The organism is Legionella nagasakiensis (genome assembly GCF_900639915.1).
Classification (GTDB): Bacteria; Pseudomonadota; Gammaproteobacteria; order Legionellales; family Legionellaceae; genus Legionella_A; species Legionella_A nagasakiensis.
In genome coordinates, this window is the sequence record NZ_CAAAID010000013.1 from 1 (window position 1) to 17,414 (window position 17,414).

Consider the following 17,414-nt stretch of genomic DNA (forward strand, 5'->3'; position numbering starts at 1 on the left):
ACTCTTCAGTTTAATCTCTCAACATCAGTATCTCTACTGACTCACTTCATCTCTTTCAAGCACTCCAGTCACTCAAAGCGCCCACACAGTTTGTCTTCTATCTTCTTAATCAGCTCGCCCTCAAGGCAGTGACGCACATTCTACTCATACAGCTCACATTGTCAATCTATTTTTAAACTTGGGAGTAAATAATCTAAGTTTAAGCTATTGGACTTTAGAAACTGCTTGTTGAAACAACCAGATATTAAAACCACGATAATCGAGTAAGATTATTGCCTCTTACTAATCGTAAAGCGCCATTACTAGATGTAATTGTAATACACAAATAGTGTAGCATATTATCCAAAAACAAGTTAAACAAAAAATCCAAAACGCACTATTATCCAATGGCATTCATGCAATTTTTTATATCTTTTCATAACGATAAAAGGTCATATCATATTTATTTTTTTCATCATGCGGCCTAAAAATTGCCTCTCGAACTTGCCAAGTATTTTCCTCTAATTTTGGAAAAAAAACATCTGCATCGAATTGATGATGAATTTTTGTTAAATAAATTCGCTGAGCGAATGGTAGCGTTTGTTCGTAAACATGCGCACCACCAATAATCATGATTTCCGGTTCATGGCGGGTTAATTCCAGAGCGCGATTTAATGTGTCAACAACCACAGCTCCATTGATTTGAGCTAGACGCTTACTGAGAACAAGATTCAATCGCCCAGCTAAAGGTTTACCTATTGACTCATAAGTCTTCCGTCCCATGAGGATAGGTTTGCCAAGGGTAAGCGCCTTGAAATGCCGTAAATCAGCCGGCAAATAACAAAGTAACTGATTATCTTTACCCAATGCGCCATGTTCATCAACCGCTGCAATCAAACTAATGAGCGTCATGTTTCTCACTTTTTTTTATTGCCATGAATGCGGCCATTTCTATTGCAGCCTTTATGCTCCCAATGCCGGCTTTGCCAGTGCCGGCTAACTCCAAAGCTGTACCATGATCGACTGAGGTACGAATGATTGGCAGGCCTAAAGTAATATTTACTGTCCGTCCAAAACCAGCGTATTTTAAAACAGGCAATCCTTGATCATGATACATTGCTACAAAAGCATCACAGTCATTAACATGCTGTGCCGTGAACATGGTATCGGCCGGAAACGGGCCATGCACATCTATCCCTTGGTCTTTCAATGCGCGCAAAGAGGGGCGGATGACTTCAATTTCTTCACGCCCAAGAAACCCATCTTCACCAGCATGCGGATTCAGTCCTGCAACGAAAATCCGAGGTTTGGAAATTCCAAACTCTTGCTTTAACGATTTATCAAGGCAAGTAATGACATTGGTCACAGATGACATGGTCACTGCCTCCGAAACATCCTTGAGCGGCAAATGAGTGGTCACCAAAGCAACCCTCATGGCATCGCACGCCAGCATCATCACGACAGTCTCGGTATTGCATTGATGTGCTAAAAATTCCGTATGACCACTAAAAGCGAATCCAGCTTGATTGATCACTGCTTTATGCACAGGAGCGGTAATCAAGGCGGAAAATTCCCCTTGCAAACAACGTTGAACTGCGATTGTTAACATGGCAAGTACATAAGAAGCATTTTGAGGATTAAGAACTCCAGCTATCGGTTCTGCGGTGCAGGGAACGTGTAATACGGTTAACTGATTGTGGGGCTTGGTGACGGTCTCGCCTATCGCATAATCTTTTAAGGTAATGTTCAAGCCTAACTGCTCAGCACGCTGAGCTAACAATGACTTATCCCCTAAAATGACGATAGGTAAGTGAGAAACAGCCAATGCCAAACAGACATCAGGTCCAATTCCAGCTGGCTCACCACTGCTCACGAGCAGTGGTTTCATGCCAATTCCTTTTCTAGAACTTTCACGTAAGCATCGGTACGCATGTGCTGCAGCCAATTTTGCACCGCTTCCGTAAATTTACGCTGATGTAAAAACTGCCTGACTTGCTGACGTTGAAACGCCTCTGAATCATCAACGGTTTTGCGCTCTAACACTTCAATTAAATGCCAACCGAATGGGGACTTTACAGGTTTGCTGACAGTATGCAACGGCAAGCTATCCATTGCGGTTGCAAACTGAGGAACCAATTCATCTGCCGTCACCCAGCCTAAATCCCCCCCATTGACCGCACTGGCAGCATCCAGAGAATATTGTTTGGCCATCAATGCAAAATCCTTACCGGATTTTAATTGTTGATAAATATTATTGATTTGCTTTTCAGCTTCAGCGAGGGTTATGTTAGCACTTTGCTTTAATAAAATATGACGTGCATGGGTTTTTGTCACATGGTGTTTTTCATCTTTGCCGCCGATGGCGATTAGCTTAATCAATTGTAATCCATTACCCGTACGGATGGGGCCTGAAATTGCTCCCCTTCTCATGTGAACGACTTCCTTGGCAAACACTTCTGGCAACTCAGCCAAATGCCGTTCACCTAAATCACCACCTTCCAATGCATATTCACCACTCGATTCCTCAACAGCCAAGCGACTAAAATCATCACCTTGTTTAATTTTTTGCAACAACATCCGAGCTTTTTTTTGTGCTTTTTTTAGTTGATCGGTAGTAGGCTCTTCTGGCAAGGGAATAACGATGTTTTGCAAATGGTATGTCCATTGATTTTTTTCATTATTCCGCGAGGTTTTGAGATAATCATCTACTTGCTGCGATGAAACCATCACCTCCTGTCCTATTGCTTTTTGTTGCAGTCGACTGATTAACATTTCTTTACGAATATTATCTCGATAGGTTTCCCAAGCAAGCCCTTGCTTCCCAATTTCTTCACGTAATTGCGTCAGAGATAAATGATTGGAAGAAGCAATTTTCGCTATAGCACCATCCAATTCGGCATTATCAACAGAAATATTGTTATTTTTTGCCAACTGTAATTGCAAATCAACATCAATTAAATGCTGTAGAACTTGTTTACGTAATACTGTATCGGGAGGGAGTTCCATTCGTTTCTCAGCAAGCTGCTGCTTTAGTGCATCAACCTGCGCATCTAACTCACTGGCGGTAATTACATCATCATTTACGATAGCTATTACACGATCTAAAGGCTGTGCAGACACTGCCATAACAAGCGCGGGAAATAACATTAAAAAAATTAAAATCTGTCTTCGCATGCCATAATCCTCATCTCTTTAAGTATAACTGCTCTAAGGCATCATTAGTTGCAGCAATTTAGGTTATTATTAATCAAAATACAAGCAAAGTTACTTAATTTAAGTCAAAAATTGCGATCAAAATTATCAAGTTAATGCCGAAAAATATCAGAATAACCCGGCAAATAACTGTTAATCACGCTGGATGGGTCACCACTTGCAGCGCTGCCTAAGCCTTTAAGTAAAATTTGCAGATATATACTATTATTGTATTGTGGTGACAACGTTGTAGGCGATATGCTTTTAAAGGTGCGGCCACCTAATACACGAATAGCCCAACAACAATTATCATATTGCAACCCTAAAAACGTCATCATGTTATATCGCTTGCTGATATTATAACTATATATCCCAAGACTGCTCCATCTATCCGAGAATGGCCAAGCATAGGAAAAAGTGGCCTGATGCAATGCATTATTTTGTATGTTACTGTTAGCCACTTGAGTGACATCACCATCCACCAGATAGGTATAACCAAAATTGATGATTTGGTTTACCTGAGGTTGATAATGAATATTTAAATAACCATTGTTTGTTGCATGCGTATAGACATCCCAGACATAATCCCCTGTCATCATCCAGGTGGAATTTAAATGATATTTTAACCGCGATGCAATGGGTGATGACTTAGCCACGGGTGATAAATAACCCAGCATAAGAGAACCATCACTGCAATTTCCTTCTTGGCTATAGCAAAGCTGGACACGCCTATTGGAAAAATAACGAATCTGGCCTATAGAAAAACTGGCTTTCTCCTGGCCGTTTTCTTCAGACAACCACCGTGTGGTTACAGCATAGGCCAATTGATTAGCATCACCAATACGATCAAACCCAGAAAAGCGGTTTGTACGAAATAACTGGTCATTATTAAAAATCATATAAGCCGAATCAAAGACCGGAATCGTCGTTTGATCATGATATGGAACGTATAAATAATACAATCTAGGTTCGAGTGTTTGTAAGTAGCCATGCCCCATTAGCGCTGTAAAACGTTCAAAAAATAATCCACTATCCAAGCTGTATCGAGGGATAGTCCGATTAAATGATTGAGACATCTTACCCCCGCCATATTGAATGTTATAATAATTTTCAACTAATTGCAGGGAAGGTGTTACATAACCCCAAGGTTTAAATTCTGCAAATGACAAAATTGGATTTAAATGATAACGGGGCCCTTGTGGCTGAGGCATACTTGCCGACCAGCGAAAATTATCCAATTGACCTAACACATTGAAATTGGCTTGAAATGGCAAATCGTTGTACGCGCCTCGTGCCAGTAATTGCGGCAACCGTTGATAAATATCGGAGATGACGGATTGATTAATTGGATGCAGGGTTTGATAACTTTGCATCATTCCACGAAACAACCAATGTTCTGTTGTATAAGCTAACGTCCCCTGGCGCAGTAACTGGTTCTGCGTCGAAACAGCTAAATTAGTACTAAAATCTTGCAAATAATAATCATCTGATACCTGCTGATAGTCAATTCCCAGATGTAAATTAGGATTAAATTGGGTATGTTCCTGCAGCAAAAAAGACCAACGATTATTTGGCGTCCCTCGTAAACTAGGGTACTGGTTGCTATTGTCTGTGACAAACTTGGCAAAAGCACGATCATTAGGCAAGAGATGACCGCTGACGATTCCAGCCGAACTCTCTGTTAAAAAGCGAAAATCTCCCCCCATCATCAATCCACGTCGCGTATAGACATGAGGAATCAAAGTTGCATCATAATTAGGCGCAATATTCCAATAGTAAGGAAGCGCTAAATCAAAACCACCTATGTTTGAATAGCCATACATCGGCATTAAGAACCCCGATTTTCGTACTTTGGCCGTCGGAAAGCTTAAGTATGGCGCGTATAAGACTGGCCAATCATGGACGCGCAATATGGCATGTTTTGCTACTCCCCTGGATTTCGAATAATCAAGCGAAATTTCACCTGCTTCAATCTGCCAGGCGTTGTCCTGGGGTGCACAGGTGCTATAAGTAGCTTTACGTAATAGATAATCTTGATTCGCGAACCGCTCAATAAAGCTAGCGCGTCCCCAAGCCGGTAAGATTGCGTTAGCACGCTGGGTACTAAATCGGTATAAAACATCCTCAACGCGTCCGGATTTATCTTGCGGATTAATGACAGCTTTTCGCGCAATCATGAGGCGATCAGGTTCAAGATAACGAACCTCTCCCAGCAATTCAATTTTTGTCACTTGGCTGGTTTGTTCATCACGATAGATATAGGCAGTTTGCGCATTAACCACTCGCTGGGTTTCATGCACTTCTACATTTCCGGATAAGCGGGAACGACCTTTCGCATACAAAGAGGCTTCATCGGCCTGAACACGGATTTCTCCTTCTGTAAAAGGCACTACAGAAAGCGGTTGATATACACCTCGACACAAAGGATAGGCATTGTTTGGCTGCCATCCAAGGCACTGAGCAAATGTCGTGCGAAGCATAGCATTTAATGGCACATCACGAGACATTACACACGCCTGCACAGGCTCTATACTCACCTTGGTAGCATAGGCTACTGCACGATGTAAGCCGCATGCAAGCACTACTGCAAAGCCTATAGCAATTAGCGTATAATACCCCCCATGCCGGGGAGATAATTTATAAATAGAGAAAAAACCCCATATTTTCAGTGCAGCAATGAAAAACTTACCCCGGTATTTAGTAAGCGAAGTTAAAAAAATTAAGGCCTTACGGCCAAAATAATAGAAGTGTCCACAAGCCTTAATATGCACCACCATGAATATCGCCAAACAAGGCAGGAAGTATAACATGCACAGTCGGCAAAGAGCACTTAACCAGTGGCTTAAAGAACAATTTGGAACGATACAATTTACTTTAATACCATTGGCTGGAGATGCGAGCTTTCGCCGCTATTTCAGACTTCAACATGAACAAACTACTTACGTAGTCATGGATGCCCCTCCTGATAAGGAAACCATACACCCGTTTATAAAGATTGGCAAAGCGTTGGCTGACATCGGTCTTCACACGCCCCAAGTATCTGCTGTCCATCTTGCTCAAGGATTTGTGCTTCTTGAAGACTTTGGCGATCAATTACTCCTGAATGCGCTTTCTCCAAATAAGGAAGATATCCTTTATAAAGCTGCCATGACCACTTTAATTCAAATGCAGCGTTGCCCGAGTGATAATCTATCAGAGTTCAATAAGGCTCATATGCTTGAAGAAATGAATCTGTTTCAACAATGGTTTCTAAAAACTTACCTTGGGCTAACACTCACGGCCGATGATATCCAAGTTATTCAAAATACATTCAATAGGCTTGCCGAAGTTATCTTAACGCAACCGCAGGTTTTTATTCATCGCGATTATCATTCACGCAATTTAATGATCATTCATGAAATCCCTGCCATTAAACTGGGTATCATCGATTATCAAGATGCGATGAGAGGGCCCTTTACTTATGATTTAGTTTCCTTGCTAAAAGATTGCTACATACAATGGTCGCCTGAAACAATAGAGAACTGGGCTAGTTATTTTTATCATGCGATGCCAACAACCTATGGCTGGTCCCTGGCAGAATTTTTATGGGCCTTTGATATGTGTGGATTACAGCGGCATTTAAAAGTTTTAGGGATTTTTTCTCGATTGCATTTACGTGACCAGAAGCCTGCCTATTTACAGGATTTGCCACGTACCTTTAACTATGTTATGGCTTGCCTGGAAAAACACGATGATTGGCTTTCTTTTTATCATTTTTTACAACAAAAAGTACAAGCTCCTTTTATAGAGAAACACTCATCATGCATACCGCAATGATATTAGCCGCCGGACGAGGCGAACGCTTAAACCCAATTACAGAAACAATGCCTAAGGCATTATGCATAGTTCACCATATTCCTTTAATTGAACATCATATTATTAATTTGGCTAAAGCCGGATTTCAGCGAATCATTATTAATCATGCCTATCTGGGTGGAAAAATTCGCCAGCATCTAGGAAATGGAGCCCACTGGGATGTTAGAATTTTATACTCCCCAGAGCCTCCTGGTGGTCTTGAAACAGGAGGAGGAATCGTCAATGCTTTACCTCTATTAGGAAATCATCCTTTTCTGGTCGTGAATGCCGATATTTTTACCGATTATTCATTTTCTTCCCTTGCCTTGCCTCCTAAACAGCTAGCCCATTTAGTTCTAGTCAACAAACCGTTTTATTATCAGCATGGAGATTTTGGCTTATCTACCCTGCAATATCTTGAGAATGAAAATAGACAATATACTTTTGCCGGCATTGCCTGTTACCATCCTCATGCCTTTAAGCATGGTCATCCTGGTCGCTATTCACTGACCCCTTTGCTTCGTGACCTGGCAAAACATAAAAAAGCAAGCGGTGAAATTCATAGAGGGAAATGGATTGATATTGGTTCGCCAGAAAGATTGCAACAGGCGAACCGTGAGACTCACATACCCGAATGAGGCGCTTGCTCTTGCTCCGTTTCTGCAGTGACTTTTTCTTCTACTTTCTGTTCTGGATAAGCATGTTGTCTTGTTGATACCATCACATCATCATTTTTATTGTGTACATACGCTTCAAAACCACGATGTGTGTCTTGGATCAATTCTTTAAGTTTCTCCGCATCTGCTTTTACAGGATTACCTGCTGTGTCTTTTTTTACATTACCTTTTTCATCCATTTCATAGATAACGCCCCCTTTACTCATCATATTGTTTTCCACCAGCCAAGCATTAAATAATTTATCCAAGGCTTCAACGGTTTCAGCATCAAGTTCTTGGCCATTGCTGCTATATCCACGCAGCAATTCCGCCGCGTCACTAACAGCAAAATCAAAGGTAATTGATTTGTCACTAATATGATGCGCTGCTTCTGCAGCAAGATTAAACTGAAATTGTTGTATCGTAGAAAGCTGTCTCTCGCCTAGCCATGCATCAACGCTTGTTTTAGTCTGTTGCTCTCTGTAATAGACAAATCGCGCCATCTCCTCCAAGATTTTACTGGAACGATCGAGCACACCAGCTTCTTGTAAACGTGCTTGGAATAACTCATAACCGTATTGAGCGGTATCAGCCCTCGTGGCAACTTCCATAAATTTTTCCAAAGTTAAGGCACTTGGCAATGGATTTAAGCTGATCCCCCCACGAGATTTTGCTAATGGTAAAGACATATTATTCTCTCATTTGTTCAAGAATAGTTCGTTGCTAATGATTATAGCAAATTGCTATTGGTCCCCAACGACATCATTAATCAATCGTATGTTAAAAACATGTAAATTAATCCAATGGCGTTTTAAACTGCTGCGTCAGTGACGCAAACGTTTTCCTTTTCATGGAGTCAAATGAAAATTCATCCACTTGAATGGCATCCCATCGCAATTTTTCGACAGCAAGCAAGTGATTCATTTCTTCTTGAGTGATTTCATTTTTATCAACTTTTTCCATAAGTTTTTGCTTGAGACTGCCAAATTTAAAACGTTTCAAATCACGGATTTTTTCATACAAGGCTTCATGTTGAATCATCGCTTGCAATGCTATCTCCATGCGGTCAACTGGTTGATTATGATCACCACTTAAGTAAACATGTTTACTTAAGTGTTCGCGATAATGATTATTCCTGGTCATCATACGAGCCAACTGCTGACTAAGTTTGTCACTAGGATAACGCATGCTTTGCCCTAAGGGAAATGCCAGTACGCGCATCACCCCCCCCATAATACGTGAAGGGAAATTCTGACAGAAAGCAATCATGGATTTCTGCGCATGATAAAAACAATAAGAAACAGCCCATTTGGCATGTAATTGTTCTGCTTCTGTTGCATGCTCTCGGGCATACTGAAGTGCCGCCATAGCCATGTAAAGGTAAGACATCCCATCAGCGAGTCTTGCAGACAACCGTTCCTTACGTTTTAACGCACCACCCAAATAAATTAAAGCCAAATCAGCTAACCAGGCAAACGCATGACTCAAACGCACAAGTCGCTTATATTCTTTTTTAAGTTCATTATTGGGCACAGCAATAAAGAACCCGCCACTCCATGCAGAACAGACTGTTTTGGCAATATTACGGATAAAATAATGGATATGCTGCCAAATAATGTCTTTAAACGCATGTTTATCGCCACTGGCCAAGGCATAAAATTCCTGACGAATAAACGGATGGCATGCCATTGAACCTTGACCAAAAATTAATAAATTACGTGACATAATGTTGGCGCCTTCAACAGTCACAGAGATTGGAATTCCTTGATAAAAGCTAGTCATGTAATTGCGAGGCCCCACCACCACCGCACGACCAGCATGAATATCCATAGCATCATTAATGACAATACGGGCCAGTTCCGTGTTGAAATATTTGGTAATAGCAGAAGCAACGGAAGGTTTTTTATGCTGATTTACAGCCGCCACCGTCAGTAAACGAGTAGCATTCACCAGATAACTTAAGCCAGCAATTTCCGCAAGCTTTTCTTCGACGCCCTCAAATTGCGCTATTTCAACGTTAAATTGTCGACGAATACGTGCAAAAGCCCCTGCTGTCAGATACGAAATTGCTGACGATGCAGTCCCTAGCGCAGGCAAAGAAATGGAACGCCCTATCGACAAACATTCAACCAACATTTGCCACCCATGTCCTGCCTGTTTCTGGCCACCGATGATCGAAGCGATAGGAACAAAAATACTCTCACCGCGAATAGTGCCATTCATAAATGGCTGATCAGCCGGTAAATGCCGATTTCCAATCTCAAGATTTTCTGTATCGCGAGAAATCAATAGGCAAGTGATCCCTTCTTCGCCTTCCCCCTGCAATAAACCATCTGGATCTCTTAAATTAACGGCCAATCCTATCAATGTTGCAACTGGGGCCAAAGTAATCCAACGCTTGTTCAATGTCAGATTAAGTCCAAGTATCTTTTTGCCGTTAATGACTTTCTTGACCACTACTGCCTCAGATTTAATAGAGGTTGCATCACTACCAGCATCAGGCTCAGTTAAAGCAAAACAAGGAATATCAATCCCTTTTGCAAGCCTTGGCAAATAATATTTTTTTTGCTCGTCCGTCCCATAATGTTGCAATAACTCTCCAGGGCCCAAGGAATTAGGAACCATGACCGTCACGGCAGCTACCCCCGACCGGCTGGCAATTTTCATAACCACATCCGAATGAGCACGAGCCGAAAATCCCTTGCCTTGATATTCCTTGTCAATCACCAGACCGAAAAATCCTTTTTCCTTAAGATAATCCCAAACTTTAGTTGGTAAATCATGCTGCTGACTGATTTCCCATTCATCCAGCATGCCACATAATATTTGAGTTTCATTATCAAGAAATGCCTGCTCTTCAGGCGTAAGGTCTGATGTAATAGAATTTAATTTATTCCAATCTGGCGTTCCGGTAAAAATATCTTTTTCTAGCCACGTATCGCCTGCATTTAATGCCTCTTCTTCAGTTTTTGATAACTTGGGAAGCGATTTTTCCGCATGATGGTATAAGAATTCACTGATGGCACCACGAATCGACTCCACTCTGATAATAAGAAAGATTCCAATGATGACCACCCACAAAAATAACCCAGCAATCCAGGGAAGACCAATAAAAAACGTCGCGATTAACAAATAGACAGCACTTCCAATGTCCCAGACAAGTGGGTTCAGTGCATGATAAAGAACAATCAAAGTAAACAGCAAATATAACAAAAAAAACAGTGTAGCCATAACAATCCCTTCCTTTATCTATGCAACCTCTTAATCATTTTGAGCCTGTCAAAAAGCTCGTAAGATTAATTATATTAATTCAATATGTTATGCCAGTATATACTTCTCTTAAATCGTGATTAACAAAAAATAAGAGACACCTTGTCAGCAGGCACAAAATGTCCTAGGCTCTGTTAGTGTTCAATCCTATTGTCGTTGATTGATGATGAGTAAGCGTTTCGTCTGGAATTTTGAAATAAAAAATGAATTCCTGCTGGAATTACCAAGCAATAATGACACACCAGCCGATGAGCTGCGCTGGGAATCACGGTATTTTTGGCCTGAAAGCGCAATTATTTCTTTAAATGGCCTTAATGATCAATTTTTAGAATTATCTAGATACGAGGCCAAGCATCGACAAGACACTTATTATCTATTGCCTGATGTCAATTTCAATTTAAAAATGCGGCATGATCAATTACTTTATAAGCCAATGCTTAAGCAAACGACTTGGGCAGCCGCCTACGGCAAAAAAATTAAACTTGCAGCGACTGAGCAATCCCTTTTTATTCCTAATAGTAACCCTATCGATATTCAATCGCTTTTGGTAAATGCTAAAGACAAAATAAAAACAGTGACCGTCAGTAAAGAGGCACTGATTTACCAATTTCCCATTACCCCTAAGCTTAAGATGGAATTGGCAAGATTGTGCATTGGTGATGAAGTTTACTTTAGTTTAAGTCTCGAATCCAAGGTATTGACTTGGGTTGAATACATGAGCAAAAGCCTTCTGCAAGGCAAAACGCCTTGTGATTATGTAACCTTCCTTAAAACACTTATTTAGCTACTCTCGTTGAAGAACGATGCAAGATGATGGCAGAATAAGGTGCAACCATTTAATGATTTAAATTATGCCCTAACATGATGATTAAAACGTTATTTGCCATCATTATCAGCTTCGGTAAAATCGGATTGATTTCATTGGGCGGCGGCAATTCCATGTTAAAACTATTGGAATATGAAGCCGTTACCTATCGCCACTGGATTGGGCCTGAAGAGTTCATTCGTATGGTCGGCAGTACCTTTTTATTTCCTGGTCTAACTGCTGTCAAATTATCAGCGCTGATTGGCTATAAAGCAGCCGGGCTCTTAGGACTCATGTTCGCCGTTATCTGCTTAAATCTGCCAGGATTACTCCTCGCTGTTGCAGGGTATCAATGGTTAACGAGTCACGATGGTCCTATGATTAAGAAAATTATGGTTTCTGTGCAGTATGGTGCATTGGCATTATTAGCAGCAGCCTCTTTTTCCATTGCTCAAGGGGTGCTTGAAATGTATTATTCTTTCTCAATCGTCATCGCTTGTATTTTATTTTTTTTAGCGCTAGCTTTTTTACAATTGTCTCCTTTTTGGGGACTCATTGCCTTTATAGGAATTTGTTTTTTTCTAGTGCGTTGAATTTATATTGCCATTGGAGGCCAGCTTGACTCTCTCTCTGGATAACCCAGACTATTATATTAACCGCGAATTTACGGCACTAGCATTTAATGAGCGAGTTTTGCAGCTCGCCCGCAATGAACAGCTACCCTTGCTGGAAAGAATGCGTTACCTTTGTATTTGCAGTAGTAACCTGGATGAATTTTTTGAAATACGAGTTGCAGGATTAAAAGAAAAAATAGCTCTTGCTTCAATAAAATTAAGCATCGATGGCCTGCGCGCAGATGAGCTGTTAAGTCAATTAAGTAAAAAGACCCACCGATTAATCGACGAGCTATACAGCATTTTTAATAAGCAATTATTGCCCGCAATGAAAAAAGAGAATATCCATTTTTACAATACGGAAGACTGGACTGAGGATATTCACTTGTGGGCACAGCATTATTTTAAAAATGAAATTTTGCCCATTGTAAGTCCCATTGCTCTGGATCTTGCGCATCCTTTTCCTCGTTTATTTAATAAAAGCTTGAATTTCATCATTTCATTAAGTGGCAAAGATGCTTTTGACCGTAATATTAATTATGCAGTTGTTCATGCTCCCAGATCTTTACCAAGATTGATTCATCTACCTTCGGAACTATGTGGTGAAGGAAGTCATTTTGTTTATTTATCTTCGATTATTAATACCCACATCAACCGTTTTTTCCCAGGTATGGAAATTGACGGCTGTTATGCTTTTCGCCTGACCCGCAATAGTGACCTCTCACTAAGAGATGAAGAGGCAGAGGATTTAGCAGCCGCTGTGCAAAAAGAATTGTTTTCCCGCCATTATGGTCATGTGGTACGGCTCGAAATTGATAAACAATGCCCACATCACATTACAGATTTCCTTTTACAAAAGTACCACTTGCGTCATGAAGACACTTATTATTGCGATGGTCCTGTTAATATCCAGCGTTATTTACAAGCAATTAACCGTATTCCAAGAGCAGATTTAAATTACCCGCCACTTACTCCCCGATTTCCCAGCTTTCTTAAACATAAATATGATCTATTTAGCATTCTTGATGAGCAAGACATCCTGCTTCATCATCCTTTTCAAAGCTTTGACGTCGTTATTGATTTTGTTCGACAAGCCGCGGCCGACCCCAGCGTGTTTGCTATTAAACAAACGCTCTACCGCACTCGCTTCGACTCCATCATGGTTAAGGCGTTGGTGGAAGCAGCCCGTTCTGGTAAAGAGGTCACTGCAGTTATCGAACTGCGGGCACGATTTGATGAAGAATCAAACTTACGGCTTGCCAATCAGCTGCATGAAGCAGGCGTCTTAGTGTTGTATGGCGTGGTAGGCTTCAAAACGCATGCTAAAATGACTTTAGTTGTGCGACGCGTGCATGGCAAACTAAAACGATATGTCCATTTAGGGACAGGCAACTATCATGAAGAAACAGCAAAACGCTATACAGATATCAGCTTACTCACCGCTAATCCTGCAATTACCGCAGATACTCAAATTATTTTTCAACAACTCACAGGGCTCGGTAAAACCGTTAAGCTTAAAGAATTATGTCATTCTCCGTTTACACTGCAAAAAAATCTTTTGCAACTTATTGACCAATGTGTTCATGCCGCAACAAAAGGAAAAGAGGCAGAAATCATTATCAAGGTCAATGGTTTGACGGACATAATCATGATCCAAGCACTTTATGCTGCGTCGCAGACTGGTGTTAAAATCACGCTTATCGTACGCAGCGTCTGCTGTTTGCTTCCCGGCATAAAAGGAATCTCTGAAAATATACGTGTCTTATCCATCGTCGGCCGTTTTTTAGAACATCATCGTATTTATTATTTTCGTCATGAAAAAGAAGAACATTATTACTGTTCCAGTGCTGACTTAATGGAAAGAAATCTATATAACCGAATTGAAATCATGTTTCCTATTTTGGAAGAGGCATGCCGTCAACGCATCAAACACGAAATATTGAAAAACTATTTGAAAGATACAAAAGACATCTGGGAAATGCAGAGTGATGGGACTTACAAACCTCCACGCAATGGCACCTACAGCGCCCAGGAAAAATTATTGGAATTATACAGCGACAACAATCAACTAACCTAAATGTTGTTAACCATTCTAAAGCGCTGCAATGTGTTCTGTTATAATAAGTGACTTGCTTTTCTTGCCAGCTTCTTCACAGGCAAGGCGCGGTACCAAGTACCCTGGCAAACGTGTCTGCAAGGACTGAAAAATGTTTTTTGCTTCAGCCAAAGACACATCAAAATGCGCCGCACCTTGCACTTTGTCCAGTAGGTGCAAATAATAAGGCATGACACCACATTCCAATAAACGCTCACTTAAAGCCGCCAAGATCAAAGGATCATTATTAATGCCGGCCAATAAAACAGACTGATTCAATAGATGGCAATCGACATGGCGTAATGCCGCACATGCCTTAGCCACCCGTTCATCCAGTTCCCGTGGATGATTGCTATGCAATACAATCACCTTTCGCAAAGACATAGACGCTAACAAGTCAAGCAAAGACTCATCAATACGTTCCGGCAATACCACAGGAAGACGAGAATGGATTCGCAGCGTACGTACGTGTGGAATCCTTGAGAGATGAAAACATACTTCTCCTAATACTTCATCTTGAGCCAGTAAAGGATCGCCACCACTCAGAATAACTTCCTGAATAGAAGAATCCTTAGCAATATAATCCAGGGTTAACTGCCATCCTTTTCGACCAGGGTTATTATTGCGATAAGGAAAATGCCGGCGAAAACAATAACGACAATTGATGGCACAACTACCAGTAAGAATGAGTAAAACCCGACCATGATATTTATGAATCAATCCTTTGATGGGGTTCGCTGACATTTCTTTTAGCGGATCATGAACAAACTCATTGCGAATGTGCAGTTCTTCTTCCACAGCAAGCACTTGCAGTAATAGAGGATCATAACGATTTCCTTTTTCCATAAGCTCCGCAAACGCTCGAGGGACTCGTGTTTTAAATTGCTTTTCGGCCAGATGACTTGCTAGAAAGAGAGGAAGTTGCAAAAATTCTAGCAATTCAGCGGCCGAGGAAAAACCTTGAGCTAGAATTTTTTGCCAACTGGAAGTGGAATCTCGCATTCAAGATACAGAATTGGTAAACTTCACGAACTTTAACGAAATCACACCAAAATCTCAACAGTGGGGAACAAATGGCAATCTACAGCACCAATGAATTTAAAAACGGATTAAAAGTGATGGTTGATAATGCTCCCTGCAGCATTGTTGATTGTGAGTTTGTCAAACCAGGCAAAGGGCAAGCATTTACACGAGTAAAAATTCGCAATCTCAAAACTGGTCGTGTGGTTGAACGAACTTATAAATCCGGTGAAACATTACCTTCTGCGGATGTAGCCGATGTAGAAATGCAATATTTATATAATGATGGTGAACTTTGGCACTTCATGGTACCTGATAATTTTGAACAATATGCAGCCGGCCCGGAAGCAGTTGAAGAAGCGGTAAAGTGGCTCAAAGAACAAGACCTATGTACTGTTACACTTTGGAATAATGAACCACTTCAGGTCATTCCTCCCAATTTTGTCGTGCTTGAAATTACTGAAACTGACCCTGGCCTTAAAGGAGATACTTCCGGCGGAGGTGGAAAGCCTGCTGTTTTAGAAACAGGAGCGGTGGTCCGCGTTCCATTATTTGTACAAACTGGAGAATTAATTAAAGTCGATACCCGCAAAGGGGAATATGTATCTCGGGCTAAGGAGTAACTCTTTAAATAATGGACAAATCACCCACTTGCCAGAGAGAGGGGGATGAAAACCGGCAAGGGGTATGTCCATAGTTAGTATCCTTACCAACGATACCAAGAGCGTCGATAAACACGCGGGCCATAATAGGTGCGGGTGTTATAATAGCGATAGCCAGAATAATAACGTGTAGGATAATAATAACGAGTACCCCAATAATAAGAGGGATAACCCACGCCTACGGAGTAAGTACTATAAGTTGGTGTATAGGTTGTGGTAGCTACTGTGCAACCACTCAATAATACTGCGGCTGATAGGGCTAAAAAGCCAGAGGTTAGCGTTTTCATGACTGCTTCCTTGCAAAATATGTATATTAATTATACTTTAAGATTAAAATTATATCAACTTAGAAGGGGGGTTAATACAACTTTTAGGCGTGCTTTAACATTTTAATTTGAGTGGTCAATTGATCATACCCAGCTTCAACATTGACATAATCTCGAGAAGCTAAGTAAATAGACAAAGAGCCATCATCTTCTGCATTTCTGGCTTGCCATACACTATTATAATTTAAATCTTTTAGGCGTATAAAATCATCTTTTTTAGTCACTAGATAAAAATTTCTATAATGACGCTTATCGGAATAATTCAACGCCTGAGCCTCAGAAGACAGAGGATGGCCGGGCAAATATTCATGGACGGAATAAGAGCGATTATTATGGACGGCAATAATTTTCCCTTCAGGTAACAGCATTTTAATCTTATCTGCTAGTTTTTTGACTTCTTGATGTGCCTCAGGGGTGTAAGAGCCAAACTGCATCAGCGTTTTTTTAATACCAATATCACTAAAAATACGATTTGGATCAAATTCATAACGTTTATGATATAAATGAAAAACAATATTTCTTTCACCAGAATGAATTAAGGTAAGAAGATGCCCGCCCTCAGCATTGATGATTGCATTTGCCGCCTTTAGAGCCGTTGTTTCATTTTGATGTAAATGCACAAAGGTTTTGCCACGACCTCGCTCTTTCTGGTGGATAATAACGATTTCATCACCTACTCTCACAGGATGCTTATCGGCAAATACTGGTTGCAACGACAGAAGAAAGCACACAAAAATCCACCCCATTTTCATTTAACTTTAACCATTAAGTTTAAATTTGTAACATATTATCGCAATCCGATCCTAATCTCAATGTTCAAATTCAAGCCGAATTGGTCAAATGCCTCAAAATGGATTCAAAGATAAGACGACACTGATTTAGATATCAAAGATAGAAACAGGCAATGATCCCCTGCGCATCTGAGCCGCAAATCCTATTCATCATGGTGACCTATGAAATG

The 17,414-nt window shown here is 40.8% G+C and carries 15 protein-coding genes; 6 read left to right on the top strand and 9 right to left on the bottom strand.

Annotation, left to right across the window (positions count from 1 at the left end):
- Positions 1 to 405: 405 nt before the first annotated feature.
- From E1O52_RS10380 to E1O52_RS10395, 4 genes are all read right to left on the bottom strand, one after another.
- Positions 406 to 891 carry a dihydrofolate reductase gene (locus E1O52_RS10380; protein WP_133128644.1) on the bottom strand — a complete coding sequence of 162 codons (486 nt, stop codon included), beginning with the start codon at positions 889 to 891 and terminating at the stop codon, positions 406 to 408.
- Entirely contained in the window at positions 878 to 1,867 is a 990-nt protein-coding gene (gene pdxA, locus E1O52_RS10385; protein WP_133128645.1) for a 4-hydroxythreonine-4-phosphate dehydrogenase PdxA, read from the bottom strand. The genes E1O52_RS10380 and pdxA overlap by 14 nt, the downstream gene beginning before the upstream one ends.
- Positions 1,864 to 3,153: a peptidylprolyl isomerase gene (locus E1O52_RS10390; protein WP_133128646.1), complete on the bottom strand. Its 1,290-nt coding sequence runs from the start codon at positions 3,151 to 3,153 to the stop codon at positions 1,864 to 1,866. Before E1O52_RS10390 ends, pdxA begins: the two co-directional genes overlap by 4 nt.
- A 131-nt stretch (positions 3,154 to 3,284) precedes the next feature.
- Positions 3,285 to 5,774, bottom strand: coding sequence for an LPS-assembly protein LptD (locus E1O52_RS10395; protein ID WP_165474790.1), 2,490 nt, complete (start codon positions 5,772 to 5,774; stop codon positions 3,285 to 3,287).
- Positions 5,775 to 5,979: 205 nt separating this feature from the next.
- On the opposite strand from E1O52_RS10395, the gene E1O52_RS10400 reads away from it, so the two are divergent.
- Entirely contained in the window at positions 5,980 to 6,987 is a 1,008-nt protein-coding gene (locus E1O52_RS10400) for an aminoglycoside phosphotransferase family protein (RefSeq protein ID WP_133128648.1), read from the top strand.
- Entirely contained in the window at positions 6,972 to 7,643 is a 672-nt protein-coding gene (gene murU, locus E1O52_RS10405) for an N-acetylmuramate alpha-1-phosphate uridylyltransferase MurU (protein ID WP_133128649.1), read from the top strand. Before E1O52_RS10400 ends, murU begins: the two co-directional genes overlap by 16 nt.
- Here the strand turns inward: murU and E1O52_RS10410 are convergent.
- Positions 7,628 to 8,350 carry a hypothetical protein gene (locus E1O52_RS10410; protein ID WP_133128650.1) on the bottom strand — a complete coding sequence of 241 codons (723 nt, stop codon included), beginning with the start codon at positions 8,348 to 8,350 and terminating at the stop codon, positions 7,628 to 7,630. The two genes, murU and E1O52_RS10410, sit on opposite strands and share 16 nt — an antisense overlap.
- Positions 8,351 to 8,456: 106 nt before the next feature.
- Positions 8,457 to 10,892: an acyl-CoA dehydrogenase gene (locus tag E1O52_RS10415; protein ID WP_133128651.1), complete on the bottom strand. Its 2,436-nt coding sequence runs from the start codon at positions 10,890 to 10,892 to the stop codon at positions 8,457 to 8,459.
- 202 nt (positions 10,893 to 11,094) lie between these two features.
- Between E1O52_RS10415 and E1O52_RS10420 the strand changes: the two genes are divergently transcribed.
- The 3 genes from E1O52_RS10420 to ppk1 all read left to right on the top strand — a co-directional run bounded on the left by E1O52_RS10420 (position 11,095) and on the right by ppk1 (position 14,427).
- Positions 11,095 to 11,715 carry a hypothetical protein gene (locus E1O52_RS10420; RefSeq protein WP_133128652.1) on the top strand — a complete coding sequence of 207 codons (621 nt, stop codon included), beginning with the start codon at positions 11,095 to 11,097 and terminating at the stop codon, positions 11,713 to 11,715.
- 80 nt (positions 11,716 to 11,795) lie between these two features.
- A complete protein-coding gene (locus tag E1O52_RS10425; protein ID WP_133128718.1) occupies positions 11,796 to 12,329 on the top strand; it encodes a chromate transporter in 534 nt (177 codons plus the stop codon).
- Positions 12,330 to 12,354: 25 nt separating this feature from the next.
- On the top strand, positions 12,355 to 14,427 hold the full coding sequence (ppk1, locus tag E1O52_RS10430) for a polyphosphate kinase 1 (protein WP_133128653.1): 2,073 nt from the start codon (positions 12,355 to 12,357) through the stop codon (positions 14,425 to 14,427).
- A gap of 15 nt (positions 14,428 to 14,442) precedes the next feature.
- On the opposite strand, the gene epmB is transcribed toward ppk1, so the two are convergent.
- A complete protein-coding gene (epmB, locus tag E1O52_RS10435) occupies positions 14,443 to 15,447 on the bottom strand; it encodes an EF-P beta-lysylation protein EpmB (protein ID WP_133128654.1) in 1,005 nt (334 codons plus the stop codon).
- Between the two features lie 71 nt (positions 15,448 to 15,518).
- Between epmB and efp the strand changes: the two genes are divergently transcribed.
- Positions 15,519 to 16,088: an elongation factor P gene (gene efp / locus E1O52_RS10440; RefSeq protein ID WP_133128655.1), complete on the top strand. Its 570-nt coding sequence runs from the start codon at positions 15,519 to 15,521 to the stop codon at positions 16,086 to 16,088.
- 83 nt (positions 16,089 to 16,171) lie between these two features.
- On the opposite strand, the gene E1O52_RS10445 is transcribed toward efp, so the two are convergent.
- Positions 16,172 to 16,414: a hypothetical protein gene (locus tag E1O52_RS10445; RefSeq protein WP_133128656.1), complete on the bottom strand. Its 243-nt coding sequence runs from the start codon at positions 16,412 to 16,414 to the stop codon at positions 16,172 to 16,174.
- Positions 16,415 to 16,497: 83 nt separating this feature from the next.
- Positions 16,498 to 17,199: a protein tyrosine phosphatase gene (locus E1O52_RS10450; RefSeq protein WP_133128719.1), complete on the bottom strand. Its 702-nt coding sequence runs from the start codon at positions 17,197 to 17,199 to the stop codon at positions 16,498 to 16,500.
- Between the last annotated feature and the right edge of the window lie 215 nt (positions 17,200 to 17,414).

Bases quoted from the DNA above. Each gene is read 5' to 3' on its own strand.
- E1O52_RS10380 (WP_133128644.1), bottom strand. From the start codon at position 891: ATGACGCTCATTAGTTTGATTGCAGCGGTTGATGAACATGGCGCATTG.
- efp (WP_133128655.1), top strand. From the start codon at position 15,519: ATGGCAATCTACAGCACCAATGAATTTAAAAACGGATTAAAAGTGATG.
- murU (WP_133128649.1), top strand. From the start codon at position 6,972: ATGCATACCGCAATGATATTAGCCGCCGGACGAGGCGAACGCTTAAAC.
- E1O52_RS10400 (WP_133128648.1), top strand. From the start codon at position 5,980: ATGCACAGTCGGCAAAGAGCACTTAACCAGTGGCTTAAAGAACAATTT.
- pdxA (WP_133128645.1), bottom strand. From the start codon at position 1,867: ATGAAACCACTGCTCGTGAGCAGTGGTGAGCCAGCTGGAATTGGACCT.
- E1O52_RS10415 (WP_133128651.1), bottom strand. From the start codon at position 10,892: ATGGCTACACTGTTTTTTTTGTTATATTTGCTGTTTACTTTGATTGTT.
- E1O52_RS10445 (WP_133128656.1), bottom strand. From the start codon at position 16,414: ATGAAAACGCTAACCTCTGGCTTTTTAGCCCTATCAGCCGCAGTATTA.
- E1O52_RS10420 (WP_133128652.1), top strand. From the start codon at position 11,095: ATGATGAGTAAGCGTTTCGTCTGGAATTTTGAAATAAAAAATGAATTC.
- E1O52_RS10425 (WP_133128718.1), top strand. From the start codon at position 11,796: ATGATTAAAACGTTATTTGCCATCATTATCAGCTTCGGTAAAATCGGA.
- E1O52_RS10390 (WP_133128646.1), bottom strand. From the start codon at position 3,153: ATGCGAAGACAGATTTTAATTTTTTTAATGTTATTTCCCGCGCTTGTT.
- E1O52_RS10450 (WP_133128719.1), bottom strand. From the start codon at position 17,199: ATGGGGTGGATTTTTGTGTGCTTTCTTCTGTCGTTGCAACCAGTATTT.
- E1O52_RS10410 (WP_133128650.1), bottom strand. From the start codon at position 8,350: ATGTCTTTACCATTAGCAAAATCTCGTGGGGGGATCAGCTTAAATCCA.
- epmB (WP_133128654.1), bottom strand. From the start codon at position 15,447: ATGCGAGATTCCACTTCCAGTTGGCAAAAAATTCTAGCTCAAGGTTTT.